The sequence below is a fragment of the Kribbella antiqua genome (assembly GCF_004345665.1).
Lineage (GTDB): Bacteria > Actinomycetota > Actinomycetes > Propionibacteriales > Kribbellaceae > Kribbella > Kribbella antiqua.
The window spans coordinates 100,994-123,376 of sequence record NZ_SLWR01000006.1 but is presented as its reverse complement, the minus strand read 5'-3'; the positions used below and the strand labels follow the sequence as shown (position 1 = coordinate 123,376).

Genomic DNA, 22,383 nt, shown 5'->3' with positions numbered 1-22,383 from the left:
TGCCGGCCATCGGAGCAGCCTCCCGCCCGGGAGGCTGCTCAGCGTTGGATCAGTTCCGCAGGCCGATGTTGACGGTGTAGGACTGACCGTCGTCGAGGCTGACGCCGATCCGGTAGTAGTTGCCTCCGGCACCGGTCTTCCAGTTGTAGATGTACTGCTGTGCCGACGCGTCGTAGCGGTAGGTGCTGCCGCTGTCGGACGACGCCGAGTACACGCTCTCGTCCACCGGCAGGCTCATCGAACTGCCCTTGACCGGAGTGAGCCAGGCCGGGGCGGTGTTGGCCGGTACGACGGTGCCGTCCGCCTTCTTCAGCTGGAACTTCGCCGGGACGGTGCTACCCGCCTTGAAGACGCTCGTCGCCAGGCCGACCTGGTGCGCCGTGTCGTTGATCGGCTGGAGGTAACCGTCGAAGCGGTAGACCACCTTGTAGGTGCCGCTCGTCGTCACCTTGTTGCCGGCCTTGTCGGTCGCGGTCGCGGTGTAGGCGAAGGTGCCGACACCGTTCGGCGTCCCACCAGTCACTGTCACCGTGCACCCGGCCAGTCCGGAGTAGCTGTCGGAGGCCGTGCAGGTCGCGGCTGGGACAGCACCGAGGACGAAGAATCCGCCGGCGACGTTGACGTTGGTGATCGTCGGCGACTCCTTGTCGATGGTGATCCCCGGCAGTGTGGCGGTGGCGCTGTTGCCGGCCTTGTCGGTCGCCGTACCCGTGGCGGTGTTGGCGCCGTTGTCAGTCAGCGTCACGTCGTCCGGGCAGGTGGCGACACCCGACAGGCTGTCCGAGCAGGTGAAGTGGACGCCGACCGGGCCGACGTACCAGCCGTTGGTGCCCTTGGTTCCGCTGACGATCGCCGCGGTGATCACTGGCTCCGTCTTGTCGAGCCTGATGGTGACGGAGTCGGTGCCGACGTTCCCGGCGGTGTCCGTCGCCGAGCCGGTGACGGCCTGCCCGGACGTCTCGGTCGAGACGGTCACCGGTGCGGACGTGCTCGCCACGCCGGAGCCCGCATCGTCGTCCTTGGCCGTGAAGGTGACGGTGGCGTCGCTCTTATTCCAGTCGTTCGCGTTCGGCGCCGGGCTGACAGTGTGCGTGACGGTCGGGGCGATGTTGTCCCACTTCAGCGCGACCGAGTTGGCCGTCTCCGCGTTGCCGGCGTTGTCCACGGCCCAGTAGGTCACTGTGCCCGAGCCGCTGCCATCGAGCGGGACGCTGACGGTCTTGCTCGCGCCCGCCGCCGTCTGCTCTGAGCCGCCGTCGATCTTGTAGTGCAGCTCCTTCACACCGGACAGCCCGTCATTGGCCGACAGTACGACGCTCGCCGTCGGACCGGTGCAGTAGCCGTTGACCTTGGTGCACTGGTTGTTGGCCGTCGTACTTGGCGCCGTACCGTCGAGGTTGATACCGCTGACGGTCTTGCCGGCGCCGTCGTTGCCGGCCTTGTCGCCGGCGGGGTCGCTGGTGACGCTCTGGTTCGCACCGTCGCCCGAGATGATCTTGCTGGTCGGGCAGAAGGCGATGCCGGACAGGTTGTCGGTGCAGGTGAAGTCGACGACGACCTGGTCCCGGTACCAGCCGGCCGCGTTCGGGCTCGTAGTCGGCCCGCCGTTGACGACAGGCGCCGTACGGTCGATCTTGATCCCGTTGACCGAGGCGGCCTTCTGGTTCCCGGCCTTGTCGGTGACGCTTGCCGTCGTACCCAGGTTGCTGCCCTCGCCGGTGATCGTGCTGTCGGCCGGCTGGGTTTCGACGCCGGACAGACCGTCGTCGGCCGACCAGGCGATCTTGACGTCGCCGGTGTACCAGCCGGCCCCGTTCGGGTCGGTGGTGGCGGTGCCGGTCAGCGACGGTGCGGTCTTGTCGATGTTAATCGAGCCGACCGTGGTGGAGTTCGCGTTCCCGGCGGTGTCCTGGGTGTCGCCCTGGACCGACTGGTCCGCGCCCTCGCTGCTGACCGTGGTGTCCGGCCCGCAGCCGGCGATCCCGTCGATGCCCGAGTCTGCGTCGGTGCAGATGAACTTCACGTCGACGCTTGTGTTGTTCCAGCCGTGCGCGTTCGGCGCCGGCGACCGGGTTCCGGTGATCGCCGGGGCGATCGTGTCCACCTTGACCAGGGTCGTCTGCTTGGCCTCGGCGTTGCCGGCCAGATCCACGCTCCAGTAGCTGATCGAGTGGTTGCCAGTGGCAAGCTCCTCGGTGAACGGGCCGCCGTACGTCTGTACGTCGCCGCCGTCGAGCTGGTAGTACGTCGCCGCGATGCCGGACTCGGCGTCGTTCGCGTCGAACGCCACCGGGATGCCGCTGATCACGAACCAGCCGCTGGCTGGTGAGATCGGGTTGATCACCGTGGTCACCGGGGCGTTGCCGTCGATCTTCAGCGTGATGCTGTTGCCGGTCTGGTCTTCGGTGTTGCCGGCGACGTCCTTGCTCCAGTAGGTGATCGTGTGCGTGCCCTTGGTGGCAAACGCGAACGGGCCGCCGTAAGACTGCGCGGCACCGCCGTCGACGCTGTAGTAGGTCGCGCTCACACCGGAGAGCGGGTCGTTGCCGGTCAGGGTCACCTGGACCGCCTCGGCGTACCAGCCGCTGGCCAGCGGTGCGGGAACCGTGGCCGACGTGGCAGCTGCGTTGCGGTCGATCTTGATGCCGCTGACGGTCTTGGTCGCCTGGTTGCCGGCCCTGTCGGTGCAGGTCGCGGTGGACGACAGGTCGTCGCCCTCTCCGGTTACGGTCTCGTCGGCCGGTCCGGTCGCAACGCCGGAGCGGGCGTCGGTGCAGGACCAGGTCACCAGTACGTCGTCAGTGTGCCAGCCGCTCGCGAAGGACGCGGTCAGGACCGGGGCGGTCTTGTCGACGCTCACGACAGCTGTGTCACTTGCGCTGTTGCCGGCGGCGTCTGTCGCCGTACCGGTGGCGGACTGGTTCGTGCCCTCACCCAGGACCTTGGCAGGCGATGTGCTTGCCACGCCGGACAGGGAGTCCGACGCCGTGTAGGTGACAGTGACGTCGTCGTTGTACCAGCCGTTGTCGTTCGCGGCCCGGTCCGGAGCGGCGGTGATCGTCGGCGCGGTCTTGTCGATGCTCACGACGGCCGTGTCGCTCGCACTGTTACCGGCCTGGTCCTTCGCGGTGCCCACGATCTGCTGGCCGGCTGCCTCGGTGGACGTGCTCACGGGTGCAGTGCAGGCAGCTACGCCAGAGCCGGTGTCGGCACACTCGAAGGTGACCGTCACGTCCTGGTTGGTCCAGGAGCCGTCGGTGTAGTTCTGCGGCGCGAACGTGTGCCCGATGGTCGGTGCGGTCTTGTCGATCTTCACGTGCGCGGTCTGCGGGGTCTCGGCGTTGCCGGCCTTGTCCGTGCTGAAGAAGGTGACGGTGTGGTCGCCGTCGCTGGACAGCGTGAACGCAGTGCCGGTCTGTGGTGCGCCGCCGTCGATCGCGTACGACGTACTGGCGAGACCGGACAGGTTGTCGGACGCCGCCAGGTCGACTGTGACGTCGCCGTTGCTCCAGGCGTTGGACGTTCCGCTGAGCGCTGTGATGGGAGCTGTCCGGTCGATCTTGACGGCACTGCTGTCTGCCGTGGTGCTGTTGCCGGCCTTGTCGGAGGTGGACGCGGTCGCCTTCAGGCCGGTGCCCTCACCGGTGATGGTGCTGTTGGCCGGTGCGGCGGTGGCCAGGCCCGATAGCGCGTCGGCGGCGGTCCACTTGATGGCGACGTCGCTGTTGTACCAGCCGTCGGCGTTGGCTGCCGTGGTCGGGGTACCGGACAGGCTTGGCGCGGTCTTGTCGATGTTGATGCCGGAGAGGCTGGTGCTGGCGGCGTTGTCGGCGTTGTCGATCGCCGTACCGGGGACAGACTGGTTCGCACCCTCAGTGGTGAGTACGACGCTGCCGCCGCCGCTGCAGCTCTTGATGCCGGACAGTGCATCCGTGCAGGTCAGCGACACCGTCACGTCGGTGTTGTTCCAGCCGGACGCGTTCGGTGCCGGTGCAGAGGTGCCGCTGATCGTCGGGCCGGTCTTGTCGAGCTTGACCAGGACAGAGCCGTCGCCGGCGTTGCCGAGCCTGTCAGCGGCTGTTGCGGTCTTGAGGACACCTGCGGTGTTCGTGGTGACGGAATCGGTGGCGGGAGCCGGACCGGAACCGATACCCGAGCCGGAGTCCGCTGCAGCCCAGGTGATCGAGGTGTTCGCCTTGTTCCAGCCTGCTGCGTTGGGGGCCGGGCTGAGTGCGGCCGCGAGCGTGGGTCCGGTGTTGTCCAGCGTGTACGACGCCTCGCTCGAGCCAGACGGGCCAGTGCACTTGCCCTGGCCGTTGAAGCCGTTCGACGCGGTCGCGGTCACCGCCTGAACGCCGTTGCCGGTGCCCGCCGTGGTGCTGAACGTCCAGGTCGACTTGGCGGTGGCTGAGGTCTGGTGGCTCGAGAACGCGCCCGCCACGTCCACGCACTTGGTGTCAGCGGTGGTGTTGACGGTCAGGGTCAGCGCGCCGCCCTGCTTGGCGTAAACGGCACCGCCCGCCGTCACGGTGCCAGACCCGCCACTGAAGCTCGCGCTGGTGACGCTGGAGGCCTGCGCAGGTTGCGCGAGGCTGGTCCCGATGAGTGCTGTGATGGCGGCCGCGACTGCTAAGAGGCGGCGCCCGCGACGGCGCGCAGGCAGGAACTGCTGGTCGGACATCCGAGGCTCCCCGTTGGTCGAAGCTGGGTGCCGGTTTCGCCTCTGCTCCCCACCAGGCCCCGTACGGCGACCAATCCCCTGGCAGTTCAACGCTCACCCCGTGGCGATTACGTTTAGTAACCGCGGATCAAGAGTGCCGGGCGTCACACACCGTGAATAGGGACTAAGGTCCCGAAAACAAGTAACCCCACAGCGGGAAAACTTGAAACTCTCTCAGACAGCAGGTCCGCGCGCCTAACTGACCAGGACCACCCCCCGGTGACCATCCGCCACCGCGACTTGTGATGCGAGCCCCGTGGACATTTGCTATTCCACCTGCGTCAAATGGACATCTGGGATTTCCGGGGGAAGGCCGGCTCGCCGGTGCGGAATGCCCAGGGGGTGGGGGGATCATGACGCTATCGGGACAGGCCGGCATGCGCCGGACACCGGCGACGGCAGAAGGTGTCGAACGCACAGTCGTACTGGCGTTTGTCGGCATTCGCACCTTCGACCTGGGCCAGACCGCGATCGCGCTCTCGACCGGCGGCTTGGCCGCATCGACGGCGCCACGCGTCGACCTGGCATTTGTTCTCGTGATGACCATCGAGTCAGCGCTGCTGGCCGGTTGGCTTCTTAGCAGGGGCAGTGTCTTGCCTCTGCGGTGGCCGCTGGTGCTGGACTTCGCACTCGCCCTCGGACTCATCCTGACCTCGCCCACCTATGTGTCGCCGGAGTCTCGCCTGGTCGTCTGGACGATGTGGGTCTACCCGATCACCTTGTCGACCGTGACCCTCATCGGCGGCGTATTGCCTCGCTTCGGACAAGTCCTGCTGGTCTCGGGCCTGCTCGCTCTGGCCTACCTCGCAGTCGCGGCACTCCCGCTCGGGGCTGACGACTCAGGCCGCGCGACCGCGCTGGCGAATTCGCTCGCCTACCCCGGGTTCGCCACAGTGGCATACGTTTTCTGCCGGTTCGTCCGGCGGCTCGCAGCGGCCGCGGACGTGGCGCGCCGGAGGGTGGCCGAGCTCGAGCGGGACCGGAGCAGGGCTCTGGTGCACGATCTGCTGGTGTACCTGGAACTCGACAGGTTCGTCGTGGCTGACCAGCAGACACAGGTCGCGATGATGCACCAGGCTCGAGAGAAGCATCAGCAGATGCGCTCGTACGTCGATGGTGTCCTCCTCGCTCAGAACGTCGAGGAGCGCCTCACCGGCGTACTCAGACGTCATTCGAGTTTGGCCATCCGTCCTGTCATGGAAATCGCGCCGGAGACCCGGCTGCTCAGTGACGTCCTGGAGCATCTGGACAGGGCGATGGACACCGCGCTGACCAATGTGGAGCAGCATGCTCCCGGTGCTGCTGTCCTGGTGAGCGTGCGCTCCGACGACAGCCACGTCGTTGTGACGATCCGCGACAGCGGCCCGGGATTCGATCAGTCCGAGTTCAGGACCGGGTACGGCATCTCACAGATTCTCGGGCACCAACTGGAGTCGGTCGGCGGTCGCAGCATCGTCCTCAGCGCTCCAGGCGAAGGCACCGAGATCTCGATCGCGGTTCCGAGGCAGCTGTGACGCCCGGCGACCTGGTGCTGCCCTTGGCCGGCGATGGCGATGCCGTGCGGTACGTCGTGATCGATGACGAACCTCGATACCGCCTGCCGATCGAGACGCCGAACGCCGATCTCCTGTTCGTCGGCGGCTATGCAAGCGTGGACGCTTTCCTCGGTATTCAGCAACAGGCACTTCACGTTGTCGTCCTCGACCTGTGCCTCAACCGGCAGACCGGTGACACCGCGGTTGTGCAGGGAGTCCGTGCGATCCGCCGGCTCACCGAGGAGCATCGTCAGCGGGTGCTGGTCTACACAGCCGACGTGCGGCCCGAACCCGTTGCGCGTTGTGTGGCCGCCGGTGCAGCCGGATTCGTCAGCAAGTACAGCGATCCAGCCGTGCTGGCCGAGGCGGTGGCTGAGGTCGGAAGGCACGGACAGGTCGTCAACGACGTACTCAACGATGCCCTGCGCGAACTCGTGAAACGCTGCCGGGACGTCCGGCTGTCCGACTCGCTCGCGGAGACGCTGGCATTGCTGGACAGGGGACTCTCGGACGCGGACATCGCGCGACAACGCCAGCTCTCCCGGCGAACCATCGAAGATCACAAGCGCAAGATCCTCCTGTTTCTCTGCGAGGAAACGAAGATCGCGTTCCCGGGGTACGCCGAGCTTCGGCACGAACTCGGTGTAGGCCCAGGTGACCTGGTCAACGACGCAGCCAGTCAACGACCGGTTCGCGGCGCGATCAAGAAGACCCTTTCCTGGCTGCTGGAATCTCGCCCTCAGCGCTGATACCGCGCTTTCACCCGGCCTTCGCGTGGGCCGAAAGTACCGGGATTTCCACGTCGCGGTGAACCATCACGGCGCCCAACACTGGACCAACCTCGATCAGCTGACGACCCGGTCGTCCGAATGAAGGAGAGAGTTGGTATGAGAAAGCTGCTGCTCATCGGAGCGATCACCGCCGTACTGGCGCTGCCCGCTGTCACCGCGACTCAAGCCTCCGCTGCCACAGTGCTCGGCGGAGTCGACATGCAACGCGCCTGCGACACGCAGTACCCCGGTCGCGGCTCACGGGCCACCGTGACCAACTGGTCCAGCGCCTACAGCTGGAAATGCGTCGCGCCGTCGTTCTCTGGCGGTATCGACGTCAACCGCGCGTGTGCGACGCAGTACAGCCAAGGCGCTTACGCCGGCCTGCGCGACGCGGCGAACCCTTACACCTGGTTCTGCCAGGGATGGGCGTCGTCGGCGAACATGCTGGCCGCCGCGAACTGGGCCATCGCTGAAAAGAACTCGCCCGACCCCACTTGGTCCGACCACTACGGACACCAGTGGAGTGGATGGTGCGAGCAGTTCGTGGAACAGGCCGGGGGCTTCAGGTACTGGTTCCCGCGCGCCATCGACCACTACAACTGGCAGCTGAACAACGGTCGTATCCACCCAGACACGAACCCTCCGCGCGGCGCCGTCGTCTTCTACGGTGGCGGTGAGGGAGCCGGACACGTGGGTGTATCTCTCGGCGGTCAACAGGTCATCTCAACACAGGGAAACGGGAAGTTGCGGTTGCCTGTCTGGCAGCACAATGTCACCGGTTTATCCAACCCCTACCTCGGCTGGGCATACCCGATCGGAGCATGAGGCTTCGGCCAGTCCGCGGTTCCGTGAGCAATCACTCCCGGAACCGCGGGCTGTGCTGTCTTCGAGAGGTCCAGTTGTCGACGTGCTAGCGGACCGCGGGGAGGTCTCCGGTGGAGTCTGGGTCCAGTTCGGCTGGGGAGTTGGGGGCGTGTTCGGCCTCGTCGAGGGCGATTTCCTCGCGGAAGACGAACTTGCGGTAGGACCAGAACCGGAACAGAGTGCCGAGTCCGAGGCCGACGAAGTTCGCCGCGATGTTGTCGGACAGCCAGGTGTGCATGTCCAGCACGTAGCGGGAGAAGGCCAGGCAGCCGGCGGCGATCAGCAGGCCGATGCCGTTCAGCACGAAGAAGAGCACGTACTCGCGGTGCAGTCCGCTGCGCTCACGATGCCGCCAGGTCCAGTACCGGTTCCCGAAGTACGTCGCGACGGTCGCCACCGTCGTCGAGATCAGCTTCGCGGTCAGCGGCTTGTGGTGCAGCATGCCGACACCGGAGTCGGCGAGCACCAGCGGGTTGTTGAATACCAGCCAGTTGTAGATCGGCAGATCGACGACCAGACCGAGCAGACCGACCAGACCGAACTTGGCCACTTCGTGCACCAGGTGCTCGACCTGGCGATACAGCGTGGTGACGAGCTTCAACGGTCTCCGGAACCTTCTGTGATCAGACCCGCGACGGCCGCGGCGGCTTTCCACGGTACCCGGCGACCGGTCCGACCCCGAAATCGCCCGCGCGCCGCGATGGCCCGCCGCAGTCGGGCTGATGTATGGACATTAGGCTCAAGGCTGTGAAGTTCTTTCGCTCGGACCTCCCCGTCGGCACCCCGGTAGTCGGTATGGTCGGCGGCGGCCAACTGGCCCGGATGACGCAGGAAACCGCCATCGCGCTCGGCATCCAGCTCCGGGTCCTCGCCGAAGGCCCGACCGTCTCGGCAGCCCAGGCGGTGGCCGACGCACCCGTCGGCGACTACCGCGATCCAGAGACCGTACGGCGGTTCGCGGCAGAATGCGATGTGGTCACGTTCGACCACGAGCACGTCCCCACCGACCTGCTGCACACGCTCGAGGCGGACGGCGCCAAGGTTCATCCCGGCCCGGACGCTCTGGTCCACGCCCAGGACAAGGCCGTCATGCGGCAGCGCCTGGACCTGTTCGACGCACCGGCGCCCGCCCATCAGCTGGTCGAGTCGCCTTCCGATGTCGAGGACTTCGCCAAGCGCGTCGGCGGCTTCCCGGTCATCCTCAAGACCACCCGCGGCGGGTATGACGGCAAGGGCGTCTGGTTCATCGACGGGCCGGACGACGCGGCGATCGCGACCGCGTTTGCGAGCGGCGTACCGATCCTGGCCGAGGAGAAGATCGACTTCGTCCGCGAGCTGTCCGCCATCGTCGCCCGGTCCCCGCACGGCCAGGCAGTCGCGTACCCGATCGTCGAGTCGGTCCAGCGGGACGGCATCTGCGTCGAGGTCACCGCGCCGGCGCCCGGCCTGGCCCCGGACAAGGCGGCCCAGGCGCAGCAGACGGCGCTCAAGATCGCCGGTGAGCTCGGCGTCGTCGGCATCCTCGCGGTGGAGATGTTCGAGGCCCGCGACGGCCGCCTGCTGGTGAACGAGCTGGCGATGCGCCCGCACAACACCGGCCACTGGTCGATCGACGGCGCGGTCACCTCCCAGTTCGAGAACCACCTGCGCGCGGTCCTCGATCTGCCACTCGGCTCGCCGGCCGCACGAGCGCCGTACACCGTGATGGTCAACGTGCTCGGCGGGGACGTCGAGGACATGCACCGCGGGCTGCTGCACTGCATGGCGCGCGACCCGGGGCTGAAGGTGCACTTCTACGGGAAGTCGGTGAAGCCGGGCCGCAAGATCGGCCACGTCACGGCGTACGGCGACGACCTCGAGGACGTCCGCGAACGCGCCCGGCACGCGGCCGCCTACCTGACCGGCACCATCGACGAGTAGGGGAAACCAATGAGCGAGCGGAGCGAGGTCATCATCAAGCACAGCCCGTCTTGTGCCTCGTCGGCGCCCGGAGCGAAGCGAGGACGCCGATGAGTGTTGGCATCGTGATGGGGTCGGACTCGGACTGGCCGACGATGAAGGCCGCGGCGGAGGCGTGCGCCGAGTTCGACGTGCCCTTTGAGGCAGATGTCGTGTCGGCGCACCGGATGCCGGCCGAGATGATCGACTACGGACGGTCAGCCCACGAGCGGGGCCTGAAGGTGATCATCGCGGGCGCCGGTGGTGCCGCGCACCTGCCCGGCATGCTCGCGGCGGTGACGCCGCTGCCGGTGATCGGCGTGCCGGTGCCGCTCAAGTACCTGGACGGGATGGACTCGCTGCTGTCGATCGTGCAGATGCCGGCCGGAGTGCCGGTGGCGACGGTGTCGATCGGCAACGCGCGGAACGCCGGGCTGCTCGCCGTACGGATTCTGGCCGCTTCCGACGAGAAGCTGCGGGACCGGGTGAGTGCTTTCCAGGAGTCACTGGCGGAGCTGGCGCGGGCCAAAGGCGCTACGGTCCGTGACGGCGCGGCAGAGCTCCGTAAATCCTGAGTCCGCGACGGTTTTCCCCAGGCTGGGCCGGGTAGTCGTGAGATCCCAACCGATGTCGTCTAAGGTCGTCGCTCGTGACTCCGCCCGCTGAATCGGATACGCAGAGTATCCCGGTCCGTTACTGGATCTGGCTGTTCGGTGCTGCCGTATCCCTGCTGGGCGACCTGACGATGACGTTCGCCATCGGCTGGTCCGCCACTCGGCACGGCGGCAGCGTCGCGGGCCTGATCCTGTTGCTGGCCGCCGCGCCCCGGGCAGCGCTGCTGCTGGTCGGCGGTGCGATCGGCGACCGATTCGGCGCACCCCGCGTTCTGTTGGCCAGCTGTACGGCGATGTTCGCGGTGACGGCGGCGCTGGTCCCGGCCACGGCGATCGCGGGCGAACCCATCTGGCTGCTGGTCGTCCTGGCCCTCGTGGTCGGGGTGATCGACGCGTTCTTCCTGCCGTCGTCCCGTTCGATGCCACGGCTGCTCGTCCCGTCGGCGCAGGTGCCGCGGGCGCTGGCCAGCTTCCAGGTCACCGGCGTCGTCTTCGCCGTCACCGGCACGGCGGTCGGCGGCATCCTGGTCAACTGGTCCGGCCTCGCGGCCGCCGCCGGTTTCGACGCGCTGACCTTCGCGGTGATGATCGCCGTACTGATCGTGTTGCGGAAGGCGATCACCCCACCGGGGCGGATGCCGTCCGGCATGATCCGTTCGATCGGGGCCGGCATCAAGGTCGCGTTCGGGCGGCCGCTGACCCGGGCCTTGCTGATCACGATGACGGTCGCCGCCGGGTTGCTGATGCCGCTGGACGCGCTGCTGATGCCCCTGCTGGCCCGCTCGCACGGATGGGACGCGGCGACGGCCGGCCTGCTGGTCGCGAGCCGCAGTCTGGGGGTTGGGGTGATCGCGCTGCGCATTCTGATGCGTGGCGCGTTTCCGCGGCCCGGGATGTTCGCCGCCGCTGGACTGCTGGTGGCGTCCGCCGGTCTGCTCGGTCTCTCCGTGTTCGAGCCGCTCCCGTTGGCCTTCGCTGCTGGTGTGCTCAGCGGGATCGGGGTAGGCACCTTCACCGGGCACGTGCTGCCGCTGCTGATGAACTCGGTCGAGCGGGAGTATCAGTCCCGGCTGCAGTCCATCGTGGTGCTGTGCCAGAGCCTGGCCCTGGTCGTGATGAACCCGATCCTGGGCAGCCTGGCCGATCTGGACGGAGTGGGCATCACCGGTGTCTGCCTCGCCATCTCGATCGCGGCTGCCCTGACCGGTGTCGTCGTACTGACCCGCCCCGTCCTCCGCTCGGCAACGGTCTCCTGAGGCTTGCCCGGCTCTTTAAGGCTTACCGGGGGCCCGGTAGGTCCAGCCCGCCGCGCGCCACTTTCGGGCGTCCAGGGAGAGCCGCGCGTCGATCACCACCGGGTGCTCGACGACGCCGCGCAGCGCCGCCGGGTCGAGTTCGCGGAACTCCGGCCACTCGGTCAGGTGCAGTACGGCGTGAGCGCCCTCGCAGGCCTCGACGGCCGACCCGGCGTAGCGCAGGGTCGGGCGGACCTTGCGGGCGTTCTCCATCGCCTCCGGGTCGAAGACCGTGACGTTGGCGCCGTGCAGCTGGATCCGGCCGGCCACGTCGAGGGCCGGCGAGTCGCGGACGTCGTCGGTGCCGGCCTTGAACGCCGCGCCGAGGACGGTGACGTTCTTGCCGACCCACTCGGCACCGAGCAGTTCGTGGGTGACATCGACGACTCGGGCCCGGCGGTGCTGGTTGATGTCGTCCACCTCGCGCAGCAGCGTGATCACTTCCTCGACGCCGAGCTCACCGGCGCGGTGCATGAAGGCACGCAGGTCCTTCGGCAGGCAGCCGCCGCCGTACCCGGGGCCGGCGTTCAGTGCGCCGCGGCCGATCCGCTTGTCGTACCCGAGCGCGTCCGCCAGCTGGGTGACGTCGGCACCGGTCGCGTCGGCCATCTCGGCCAGCGCGTTGATGAACGAGATCTTGGTGGCCAGGAAGGCGTTCGCACCGCCCTTCACCAGTTCGGCGGTCGGCAGATTGCACACCACGACCGGCGTACCTTCGGCGATCGGGGTGGCGAACACCTCGCGCAGCCGGGCCTCTGCGGCCTCGGACTGGACGCCGAACACCAGTCGGTCCGGGCGCAGCGTGTCCTCGACGCCGTGCGCCTCGCGGAGGAACTCCGGCTGCCAGGCGATCTCGACCGCCGTACCGGCCGGGGACTCGGCGTGGAAGCGCTGCTCGACGAGCTTCGACGTACCGACTGGGACCGTGGACCGGCCAACCACCAGAGTCGGCACGGTCAGCAGCGGTGCGAGCATGTCGACGACCGAGTTGACCTGGGACAGGTCGGCCGCCTCGCTGCCCTCCTGCTGCGGGGTGCCGACGCAGATGAAGTGCACGTCGGCCCAGTCCGCGATCTCCCGGTAGTCCTTGGTGAACCGCAGCCGGCCGGAGTCGACGTGCGTCTTCAGCAGCGGGTCCAGCCCCGGTTCGTACAGCGGGGCCTTGCCGTCGTTCAGCAGCTTCAGCCGGTGCTCGTCGATCTCGACACCGATGACGTCGAAACCGAACTCGGCCATGCCGGCGGCGGTGTTCGCGCCCAGGTAGTTGGTGCCGATGACGGCGATCCGCAGGGGGCGGGAGGTCGCTTCACTCATGCCCGGGACTCTACCCACCACGGTTACCACCCGATGACCCCGCCGGTGTCTGTTGGCCCCCGGACAGTGCGCCGTTGGTCACTTTCGGGGTACGACGGGTGCCGGTCCGCAGGAGTTGCGTCGTACAGTGCAACTCGTGAGTAACTCTTTCGACCTGTACGCGCTGTCCGAGGAGCACCAGGCGATCCGGGAGGCGGTCCGCGACGTCTGCGACGCCAAGGTCGCCCCGCACGCCGGTGACGTGGACGAGCTGGCGGAGTTCCCGAAGGCGTCGTACGACGCGCTCAAGGCGTCGGACTTCCACGCGCCGCACATCCCGGAGCAGTACGGCGGCGCCGGGGCGGACGCACTCGCGACGGTGATCGTGATCGAGGAGGTCGCCCGGGCGTGCGCCTCGACCTCGCTGATCCCGGCGGTGAACAAGCTCGGCTCGCTGCCGCTGCTGCTGTCCGCGTCGGAAGAGGTCAAGCAGAAGTACCTGCCGCCGGTGGCCGCGGGTGACTCGATGTTCTCGTACTGCCTGTCGGAGCCCGAAGCCGGTTCGGACGCCGTCTCGATGAAGACCCGCGCCGTACGCGATGGGGATTCCTACGTGGTGAACGGCGTGAAGCGGTGGATCACCAACGCCGGCGTGAGCGACTTCTACACCGTGTTCGCAGTGACCGATCCCGACGCCCGGTCGAAGGGGATCAGCGCTTTCGTGGTGGAGAAGGCCGACGAGGGCGTGTCCTTCGGCGCGCCGGAGAAGAAGCTCGGCATCAAGGGCTCGCCGACCCGCGAGGTGTACTTCGACAACGTCCGGATCCCCGCTGCACGGCTGATCGGCGATCCCGGCACCGGTTTCAGTACGGCGATGGCCACGCTCGACCACACCCGGGTGACGATCGCGGCGCAGGCGCTCGGGATCGCCCAGGGCGCGCTCGACTACGCGCTCGGCTACGTGAAGGAACGCAAGCAGTTCGGCAAGGCGATCGCCGAGTTCCAGGGGCTGCAGTTCATGCTCGCCGACATGGGCATGAAGATCGAGGCCGCCCGTCAGCTCACGTACGCCGCCGCCGCCCGCTCCGAGCGTGGTGACGCCGACCTGACCTACTTCGGCGCCGCCGCCAAGTGCTTCGCCTCCGACGTGGCGATGGCCGTCACCACCGACGCCGTACAACTCCTCGGCGGCTACGGCTACACCCATGACTACCCGGTCGAACGCATGATGCGCGACGCCAAAATCACCCAAATCTACGAAGGCACCAACCAGGTCCAAAGAATCGTCATGGCCCGCCAGTTGCTAAAGGGCCTCGGCTGAGGGCCTGGGTGACCCGGACGACGGCGGCGAGCTGAAGACCTGCAACTTCACCGGAAGTTCGCTGCCTCTGCATCGAGGGATCTACCACGCCACCATGTACGAGGCGAAGACACGGCGCGAGATCGCCACCGGCCAGGTCGAGGGTTCGGCAACCGAGGGCTGCGCGCTCCTGGTCGCCACCAAGCAGAACACCAGAAAGCTGTTCACTGAACCGGACTACCCGGAGCTCCGCAAAACCTTCGGCTCCCAGGTCGACAACTAGTGCGAGGTGGGGTCGGGGAACGACTCCGGGCTGCGTGAGTGCTAGTTCGGAGCTGATTTCACCTTCTGGCCGGCCCGATACCGGGTTGTTTGACCGCTGGCGGCTAAATGAGGGGCTATCGGGCTCTTCTGCCACATGTGTGGGTGGTCGTTCATCGCTTCGGCATCCGAGCCGGTCGCCGGCCTCGTGGCGAATCGCCGGACCAGCGGGTCGTGCCCTGACGACCGGGGAGGGTTTTCCGCCCCATCCGAGGCAAAACCCTCCCCGGTTCACATCGGCTCGACCAGCCGCGGCGGCGGTCCGCGGGCTTGTTCAGGATGTCGTGCCCGGCCTTGTGCACGGTTCGACCACGACACGCCGCCGCGCCATGGTCGAGCGGTGCACAAGGTCACCACCAGCCGGTCGTTCACCGTGATGCCCACATGGACTGGGGAGTCTGGCTTGTCGATTCAGGTGGGGTAGCGCTCCCCAAACCCGCTCGGCGATCAGTCAATGATCGCGCAGGGATTCCGGGCATCTGCCCGCGCATCGCGGCACCGTGTGGAACGAACGACCACCCGCACATCGAGCCGGAGAGCCGACTATCGCTGAAATAGCCCGCCATCGACGGCGACGAGAGAGGTGGTGCCCGGGACGTGGACGGGGTTGTCCGGGTGGCGGGATTCCGGGAGCCGGGACCTGGGACAAGTAGGTCCCGTGGGCGTTCTGGTGTTCGTCGACGTCCGAAAATCCCCCTCGACTTGTCGGTCGGGCGTGTGAAGATGCGGGGATGACCGAGATTGGTGTTCGTTCGGCGGTGCGGGGCGAGTACGACGAGATTCAGGGGTTGTTCGGCGGGGCGATGATGTTCGAGGCCTCGGACGATGACCTGGGGCGGGCGATGTTCGAGCCTGATCGCGCGCTGGTTGCGACCGATGGCGACGATCTCGTGGGGACGGCGCGGGCGTTGACCCGAGATCTGTCCGTGCCGGGTGCGGTGGTGCCGGCCGCGCATGTCACCGGGGTGGGCGTGCGGGCGACGCACCGCCGGCGCGGCATCCTGTCGGAGCTGATGCAGCGGCAGTTGCGCGAGGTGCCGGAGGCGATCGCGGTGCTCTGGGCCAGCGAACCTGCCATCTACGGCAGGTTCGGGTACGGCGCCGCCGCCTGGGCAACGTCGTACGAGATCGATCTGCACCGAGTCGGCCCGCCGGCCGTGCGGATTCGTCCCGGCGAGATCGTTGAGCTGGCCCCGGACGACGCGGCGAAGGAGCTGGCGACGCTGTTGAGGAGCCTCCAGGAGCGCCGTCCGGGAGTCTCCGGCCGGTCCGAGCTCGGATGGCAGAAGCGTCTGCAGGACAAGCCCGACGGGCGTGGTGGAAAGACCGCCCGCCGGATCCTGGTGCACCGTGACGAGACCGGCGCCGTGGACGGCTACGCACTGTGGCGCGGCAAGATGAACTGGGGCCCGACCGGCCCGGCCAACGAGGTGACGCTCGAGGAACTGGTCGCGGTCGAGCCGATCGCCTACCGGGCACTGTGGCAGCACGTGCTGACCTTGGATCTGGCCGCCACGCTCCAGTTCAGCTACGCCGCAATGGACGAGCCACTGCAGCAGCTCGTCACCACGCCGACCGCTCTGAACCGCCGGGTGAGCGAGTCGCTCTGGCTCCGGGTGACCGACGTCGCCCGCGCGCTGGGTCAGCGGCAGTACGCCGTACCCGTCGATCTGGTGTTCGAAGTCGCCGATGACCTGATCGCGGCGAACGCGGGCCGGTTCAGGCTGACTGCGAATGGCCCGCAGGTGCGCTGTGAACGCACCGAGGATCCGGCCGACCTGAGTCTGTCCGTGACCGAACTCGGCGCGGTGTATCTCGGCGGCCGGTCGCTGGCCGAGTTCGCCGCCACCGGCCGGATCACCGAGCACACCCCGGGCGCGCTCACGACGGCCGGTGCAGCCTTCAGCTGGCCGATCCAGCCGGCCAGCATCGAGGTCTTCTGAACTGTCTCAGATTCCCGGGGAAGCAGCCGCGGGTTAGTCGGAGCTGAAGAGGGTCTGGCCGTCGTCGCCGGTGGTCGGCTGCTGGCGGCGACGCATGTGGTCCGGCGGCTCCTCGCCGTCCAGGATGCCGTCGCCGGGCTTGCCGTCGGGGCCGCCGAACAGCAGGTCCGACATCTGCAGGTGGATGTGCTCGACGTGCGGGACGTCCGGCAGGATCACCTGGCCGCGCTCGCCGGCGGACTCGATGTGCAGAGTGCCGCAGCCGAGCATCCGGTCGATCAGGCCGTGCTCGTAGGAAACGTCGTTGATCCGCATCAGCGGAATGTCCCGGCCGGTCCGGGTCAGGATGCCGTGCCGGGTGATCAGCCGCCGGTTGGTCAGCGTGTAGGTGGAGAAGAACCAGTTCAGGAACGGCTTCGCCGCGAAGGTCAGCAGCACCACCACCCCGACCGCGAGGATCGCGATCCGGGCCGGCGTCTGCAGGCTGCCGGTCGGCACGATCGCGGTCAGGAACCCACCCGCACCCGCCACCACGAGCAGCAGGAAGACCGGGAAGATCAGCGCCTTCCAGTGCGTCCGGGTGCTGACGACGACGTACTCGTCCTCACCCAACAACTTCGCGGAGATGCCCATGTCCCCCAGTGTCACAGTTCGCGGGTTCCCTTGTCCCGTCCCGACACTGTCCCGTCCCGACACGACTGCCCGGTCGGGCTCGGTGCTGGTTCAGAGGTGATTCAACACTTCACAAAATGCATACAGTGAGCCAGTATGCGCGAGGGGCTACCAGTGTGGGGGACGAGAGAAGGAGGCATCTTGTCGTTTCTCGACCGTGAGCACACTGTCGCGCCCGCCGGGTACAGCCGCTGGCTGATCCCGCCGGCCGCGCTCGCCGTCCACCTGTGCATCGGCCAGGCCTACGCGACCAGCGTCTACAAGACGTCGATGGTGAAGCACTTCGACACCAGCCAGACCGCGATCGGGGTGATCTTCAGCATCGCGATCGTGATGCTGGGCCTGTCCGCCGCGATCGGCGGCACCTGGGTGGAACGCAACGGCCCGCGCAAAGCGATGTTCGTGTCCGCCTGCTTCTGGGCCACCGGCTTCGGAGTCGGTGCCCTCGGCATCGGCACCGGTCAGCTCTGGATCGTCTACCTCGGGTACGGCGTTATCGGCGGTATCGGCCTCGGCATCGGCTACATCTCGCCGGTCTCGACCCTGATCAAGTGGTTCCCGGACCGTCCGGGCCTGGCCACCGGTCTGGCGATCATGGGCTTCGGCGGCGGCGCACTCGTCGCCAGTCCGCTGTCGCGCCAGCTGCTCAGCCTGTACGACGACAACTACGACCCCGGCAACAGCGCGTCTGTGGCCGGCGGTGGTGCGCTGGTCGCGTTGTTCCTCACCCTCGGCATCGGCTACTTCGTGATCATGATGTTCGGAGTGTTCAACATCCGCGTGCCCGCCGACGGCTGGAAGCCGGACGGTTTCGACCCCGCATCGGTCAAGCAGAAGGCGCTGGTCACCACGAACAGCGTGTCGGCCGCGAACGCGATCAAGACCCCACAGTTTTGGTGCCTGTGGGTGGTCCTGCTCTGCAACGTCACGGCCGGTATCGGCATCCTCGAGCAGGCCAGCCCGATGATCCAGGACTTCTTCCGCGGCGCCGACGGCAAGTCCACCGTCGCGGTCGCGGCCGCATCGGGCTTCGTCGGATTGCTGTCGATCTTCAACATGGCGGGCCGATTCGCCTGGTCCAGTACGTCGGACGTGATGGGCCGCAAGCCCATCTACGCGATGTACCTGGGCGTAGGCATCGTTTTCTACTTCCTGCTCGCCACAGTCGGGCACAACAGCACGGTGATCTTCGTGTTGCTGGCCGCGGTGATCCTGTCGTTCTACGGCGGCGGCTTCGCGACCGTACCGGCGTACCTGCGGGATCTCTTCGGGACCTATCAGGTCGGCGCGATCCACGGGCGGCTGCTGACCGCCTGGTCGGTGGCGGGTGTCGCCGGACCGCTGATCATCAACGGATTCCTCGACCGGGAAGGGAAACCGGGCACACTGACCGCCGAAGCCTACCGGCCCGCGCTGTTCACCATGGTCGGCGTACTGGCCGCCGGCTTCGTCGCCAACCTGCTGATCCGCCCGGTCGCCGACCGCTTCCACGAACGCACCCAGTCCACCATGGAGGCCGCGAAATGAACCAGACCCCACGCCTGGTGATCTCCTGGCTCCTCGTCGCCGCTCTCCTCGGCTACGGCGTCGTACAAACCCTCATCACCGCAGCCAAGATCTTCACCAGCTAGTTCGTCCGCAGGTGGGTGACATCCCCGGCGGCGAGTGGTCGTGGGCCGTTGGGGGTGTCGACGATGAGGCGGCCGTCGGCGTCCAGGTCACGGGCTCTGCCTTCGAGGTGGGTGCCGTCGGGGAGTTCGACTCGGACGAGGCGGCCCAGCGTGGCGGAGAGTTCTCGGTACGACGGGAGGATCGTGGCCGGATCGCCGGCTGCGTCTACCCAGGTCTGGTAACGGGTGGCCAACTCTCGGAGTACGGCGGCCAGGACGGTGGCTCGATCCGTCGTCGCCGCGCCTTCGAGCGCGAGCGACGTGGCGGCCGGCTGCGGCTTCTCCGACTCGCGCAAGGTCACGTTGAGCCCGATACCGACCACAGCGGCCGGTCCCTCGACCCGCTCCAGCAGGATGCCGGACAGCTTCCGGTCCTCGACCAGTACGTCGTTCGGCCACTTCACGACGGCTGGGATCTCCCCCACCCGTCGTACGGCGGCTGCCACGGCCAACGGCACCAGCAACCCCAGCCACGGCCACCTGTCCGCAGGCACAGCCGTCGGACGCAGCAGAGCCGACATCAGCACAGCAGACCGCGCCGGAGTGGTCCACGTACGCCCGAGCCGCCCACGCCCAGACGACTGGTGCTCTGCAGCGACCACCAGCCCCTCAGGAGTCCCCGCACGCGCAGCAGCCGCCACGACCGCGTTAGTCGACTCCGTCTCGGTCAGTACGTCGATCTGCGTCCAGAGCGAGCCAGGCCGAACCAGACGCCCCTGCAGGAACTGTGCGTCCAGCGGTGGGCGCTCCAGGTCGCTGAACATCAGCCGGTGTTCTGCAGACCGGCGGCAACGCCCGAGACGGTCAGCAACAGCAGCCGCCGCGTACGGACGATCTGCTCGTCGTCCAGCGAGTCATCCGTCCGCAGGGTCCCCAGTGCCCGCAGCTGCAGGTAGCTGAGCGCGTCGACATACGGGTTCCGCAGCTCGACCGCACGGCCCAGCACGCGGCGCCCGGCGAGCAGGCGGTCCTGGTCGAGCACCTTGAGCACCCACTCGGTGGTGAGCGCGTGCTCGTCGAGCATCAGCTGGGTCAGGTCCTGCCGGTCGCCCAGCTCGAGATAGCGGCCGAGGATGCGCCGGTCCGTCTTCGCCAGCGACATCTCCGCGTTCTCGAGCATCACCTGGAACAGCGGCCAGTTCTGGTTCGCATCCCGCAGTACGGCGACGTCGCCAACGGCAGACAGCGCCGAACCCAGGCCATACCACCCGGGCGCGTTGACGCGCGCCTGCGACCAGGCGAACACCCACGGGATGGCTCGCAGGTCCTCCAGCGACGACACCGCCACTCCACGCCGGGCAGGGCGCGAACCGAGCGGCAGCTGCCCGAGCTCCTCCAGCGGAGTCACCCGGCCGAACCACTCCGCGAACCCATCCGCCTTCACCAGCCGGTGGTACGCCGTACGCGCGGCCTCGTCGAGCGTCTTCTCCATCACCGCGAAACGCTCAGCTGCCTTGGCCGCCCGCTCCTCCACCGCCGGAGTCGAGGCCAGCAGCGTCGCCGCGGTCACCTGCTCGATGTGCCGCTGAGCGATCGCCGCGTTGCCATAGCGAGCCGGAATCGCCTCACCCTGCTCGGTGAGCTTGAACCGCCCGGCCACCGACCCCGGAGCCTGCGCCAGTACGGCGCGGTTCGCCGGGCCACCGCCACGGCCCAGAGCACCGCCACGGCCATGGAACAGGGTCAGCCGGATGGCATTGCGCTGCGCCCAGGCCGTGATCCGTGCCTGAGCGTCATAGAGAGCGAGAGTCGCAGACACCGGACCGACGTCCTTGGCGGAGTCGGAGTACCCCAGCATGACCTCGAAACGCCTGTCATTGGCCGTGAGGCGGTGCCTGACCCTGGTGAGCTGGATGGCGTTGTCCAGCACCTCCACGGAGTTCTGCAGGTCCTCACCGGTCTCGAACAGCGGTACGACGTCCAGCTCGATCGGACGGCCATCCAGAGCGGCGTCGGCCAGCTCGTAGACGGCTGCGAGGTCCCCTGCGTTGCGGGTGAACGAGACGACGTACCGACGGCATGCCTCGGGGCCGAACCGCTGCTGGATCTGGCCGATCACCCGGAGGGTGGCGAGCACCTCTTCCGTCTGGTCGGAGAGCTCGCCGCCACCCAGCACCTCTTCCAGCGCCTTGGCGTGGACCGACGAGTGCTGGCGAACCTCCAGCTCGGCCAGGTGGAAGCCGAACGACTGCACCTGCCAGATGAGTTGCTGCAGCTCGCCGTACGCCTGGCGTGGAGCTCCTGCGTTCACCAGCGAGTCCTGCAGGGCCTTGAGCTCGTGCAGGAAGTCGGAGGCCTTCGGGTAGCCGAAGTCCGCGTCGCGGGCGCGGGTGGCGGCCAGCCGGCGCGCTGCGAGGAGCAGGAGCTGGCGGTGAGTCTCGGCGGGCGACCTGGTCTCGATGTCCGCGATCAGCTCGGGGTTGACCGCACGTGCGTCCTCCAGGATGCGACGGACCGGCGCGGACGGCGGTGTGGTCGCGGCGTCCAGGGTGAGCGCCCGGCCGAGGGTGTCGGTGGCCCGCTCGAGGGCACGCAGGACGTGGTCGGCCTGGATCTGCATGGCCTCGCGGGTGATCGCAGCGGTGACGTTCGGGTTGCCGTCCCGGTCGCCGCCGATCCACGAGCCGAGCCGGACGAACGGCGCCACCACAGGCGGCTTGGTCCCGGCCGAGTCACCGGCCAGCGCGTCGTCCAGCCGGCGGTAGACGTTGCCGACGACATCGAACAGCGTCTCCTCGAACACGGCCATCGCCGACCGCACCTCGTCCAGCGGGGACGGCCGGCTGGTGCGGAGTTGCGACGTACGCCAGAGGATGTCGACCTGCTCGATCAGGCGCCGCTTGTTCTCGGCCAGTTCGCTGTCACCGGCCCGCGGGTCGCCCCGCTCCTCCAGCAGCGACGAGATCCGGCGGATGGTCGCCAGTACGGCGCGACGCCGAGCCTCGGTCGGGTGCGCGGTGAGCACCGGGCGGAACTCCAGCCCGTTGAGCAGCGCGCGGGCTTGCTGCACACCGCTGTCCACGGAGATCTGCTCAACGGCTTGCGCCAGCTCGGAGACGACCGGCGCGTTGCCGGCCCGGTCGCGCTCACGCAGCACCCGAGCGCGGTGCAGCTCTTCGCTGAGGTTGGTCAGGTGGAAGTAGCAGGTGAACGCCCGGGCCACGTCCTCGGCCCGCTCGTGCGGCCAGGACGCGACCAGCTGCTCGGCCGCCGCGCCGTCGCCGGCGATGGTGAGCTCGCGGAGCTTCTCCACGTCGTCGAGCAGCGGCTGACCGGCGTATTCGACCAGCACCTTGCCGAGGATCTCGCCGAGCAGGCGGACGTCGGCCCGAAGTTCCTCGGGCACCTCGAACCGCGCGCGGGTACGGGTCTCACTACCGGTGTCGGTCACGTTCGCCCACCCTATCGGCGGGCGCACGTCAGCGCCGCATCGTCCGCCAGCTGG

General features: G+C 67.9%; 17 protein-coding genes. 11 read left to right on the top strand and 6 right to left on the bottom strand.

The window, feature by feature from the left end:
• Window positions 1–49: 49 nt before the first annotated feature.
• A complete protein-coding gene (locus EV646_RS18235; RefSeq protein ID WP_132150065.1) occupies window positions 50–4,681 on the bottom strand; it encodes an OmpL47-type beta-barrel domain-containing protein in 4,632 nt (1,543 codons plus the stop codon).
• A 392-nt stretch (window positions 4,682–5,073) separates the two neighbouring features.
• Between EV646_RS18235 and EV646_RS38900 the strand changes: the two genes are divergently transcribed.
• The 3 genes from EV646_RS38900 to EV646_RS18225 all read left to right on the top strand — a co-directional run bounded on the left by EV646_RS38900 (window position 5,074) and on the right by EV646_RS18225 (window position 7,853).
• Window positions 5,074–6,234, top strand: a complete 1,161-nt coding sequence (locus EV646_RS38900) for a sensor histidine kinase (RefSeq protein ID WP_158290980.1) — start codon at window positions 5,074–5,076, stop codon at window positions 6,232–6,234.
• Window positions 6,231–7,004 carry a response regulator gene (locus tag EV646_RS18230; protein ID WP_158290979.1) on the top strand — a complete coding sequence of 258 codons (774 nt, stop codon included), beginning with the start codon at window positions 6,231–6,233 and terminating at the stop codon, window positions 7,002–7,004. The genes EV646_RS38900 and EV646_RS18230 overlap by 4 nt, the downstream gene beginning before the upstream one ends.
• Window positions 7,005–7,142: 138 nt before the next feature.
• The gene (locus EV646_RS18225; protein ID WP_158290978.1) at window positions 7,143–7,853 is read left to right on the top strand and encodes an NlpC/P60 family protein; all 711 of its coding nucleotides are present in this window, start codon (window positions 7,143–7,145) and stop codon (window positions 7,851–7,853) included.
• Between the two features lie 85 nt (window positions 7,854–7,938).
• Here the strand turns inward: EV646_RS18225 and EV646_RS18220 are convergent, their stop codons facing one another.
• Window positions 7,939–8,493, bottom strand: a complete 555-nt coding sequence (locus tag EV646_RS18220; RefSeq protein ID WP_132150059.1) for a GtrA family protein — start codon at window positions 8,491–8,493, stop codon at window positions 7,939–7,941.
• Between the two features lie 146 nt (window positions 8,494–8,639).
• Between EV646_RS18220 and EV646_RS18215 the strand changes: the two genes are divergently transcribed.
• From EV646_RS18215 to EV646_RS18205, 3 genes are all read left to right on the top strand, one after another.
• Window positions 8,640–9,812, top strand: coding sequence for a 5-(carboxyamino)imidazole ribonucleotide synthase (locus tag EV646_RS18215; RefSeq protein WP_241996139.1), 1,173 nt, complete (start codon window positions 8,640–8,642; stop codon window positions 9,810–9,812).
• Between the two features lie 89 nt (window positions 9,813–9,901).
• Complete coding sequence (purE, locus tag EV646_RS18210; RefSeq protein ID WP_132150055.1) at window positions 9,902–10,405, top strand: 5-(carboxyamino)imidazole ribonucleotide mutase; 504 nt, start codon at window positions 9,902–9,904, stop codon at window positions 10,403–10,405.
• A 74-nt stretch (window positions 10,406–10,479) separates the two neighbouring features.
• Window positions 10,480–11,700: an MFS transporter gene (locus tag EV646_RS18205; protein ID WP_132150053.1), complete on the top strand. Its 1,221-nt coding sequence runs from the start codon at window positions 10,480–10,482 to the stop codon at window positions 11,698–11,700.
• A gap of 15 nt (window positions 11,701–11,715) precedes the next feature.
• On the opposite strand, the gene EV646_RS18200 is transcribed toward EV646_RS18205, so the two are convergent.
• Entirely contained in the window at window positions 11,716–13,053 is a 1,338-nt protein-coding gene (locus tag EV646_RS18200) for a UDP-glucose dehydrogenase family protein (RefSeq protein WP_199237046.1), read from the bottom strand.
• Window positions 13,054–13,189: 136 nt separating this feature from the next.
• Here EV646_RS18200 and EV646_RS18195 point away from each other — a divergent pair, with 136 nt between their 5' ends.
• The 3 genes from EV646_RS18195 to EV646_RS18190 all read left to right on the top strand — a co-directional run bounded on the left by EV646_RS18195 (window position 13,190) and on the right by EV646_RS18190 (window position 16,596).
• Window positions 13,190–14,353, top strand: a complete 1,164-nt coding sequence (locus tag EV646_RS18195; protein ID WP_132150051.1) for an acyl-CoA dehydrogenase family protein — start codon at window positions 13,190–13,192, stop codon at window positions 14,351–14,353.
• 94 nt (window positions 14,354–14,447) lie between these two features.
• Window positions 14,448–14,615, top strand: a complete 168-nt coding sequence (locus EV646_RS38895; protein WP_158290977.1) for a hypothetical protein — start codon at window positions 14,448–14,450, stop codon at window positions 14,613–14,615.
• A 769-nt stretch (window positions 14,616–15,384) separates the two neighbouring features.
• Window positions 15,385–16,596 (top strand): GNAT family N-acetyltransferase, encoded by a 1,212-nt coding sequence (locus EV646_RS18190; RefSeq protein ID WP_132150049.1) that lies wholly within the window; start codon window positions 15,385–15,387, stop codon window positions 16,594–16,596.
• A 33-nt stretch (window positions 16,597–16,629) separates the two neighbouring features.
• On the opposite strand, the gene EV646_RS18185 is transcribed toward EV646_RS18190, so the two are convergent.
• Entirely contained in the window at window positions 16,630–17,229 is a 600-nt protein-coding gene (locus EV646_RS18185) for a PH domain-containing protein (RefSeq protein ID WP_132150047.1), read from the bottom strand.
• 180 nt (window positions 17,230–17,409) lie between these two features.
• Between EV646_RS18185 and EV646_RS18180 the strand changes: the two genes are divergently transcribed.
• Window positions 17,410–18,795, top strand: a complete 1,386-nt coding sequence (locus EV646_RS18180; protein WP_241996138.1) for an OFA family MFS transporter — start codon at window positions 17,410–17,412, stop codon at window positions 18,793–18,795.
• Entirely contained in the window at window positions 18,792–18,899 is a 108-nt protein-coding gene (locus EV646_RS40975) for an MFS transporter small subunit (RefSeq protein ID WP_422386716.1), read from the top strand. The genes EV646_RS18180 and EV646_RS40975 overlap by 4 nt, the downstream gene beginning before the upstream one ends.
• On the opposite strand, the gene EV646_RS18175 is transcribed toward EV646_RS40975, so the two are convergent.
• Both EV646_RS18175 and EV646_RS18170 read right to left on the bottom strand, forming a co-directional pair.
• Window positions 18,896–19,702 carry a biotin--[acetyl-CoA-carboxylase] ligase gene (locus tag EV646_RS18175; RefSeq protein ID WP_132150045.1) on the bottom strand — a complete coding sequence of 269 codons (807 nt, stop codon included), beginning with the start codon at window positions 19,700–19,702 and terminating at the stop codon, window positions 18,896–18,898. The genes EV646_RS40975 and EV646_RS18175 overlap by 4 nt on opposite strands.
• A complete protein-coding gene (locus EV646_RS18170; RefSeq protein ID WP_132150043.1) occupies window positions 19,702–22,329 on the bottom strand; it encodes a phosphoenolpyruvate carboxylase in 2,628 nt (875 codons plus the stop codon). Before EV646_RS18170 ends, EV646_RS18175 begins: the two co-directional genes overlap by 1 nt.
• Window positions 22,330–22,383: the final 54 nt, after the last annotated feature.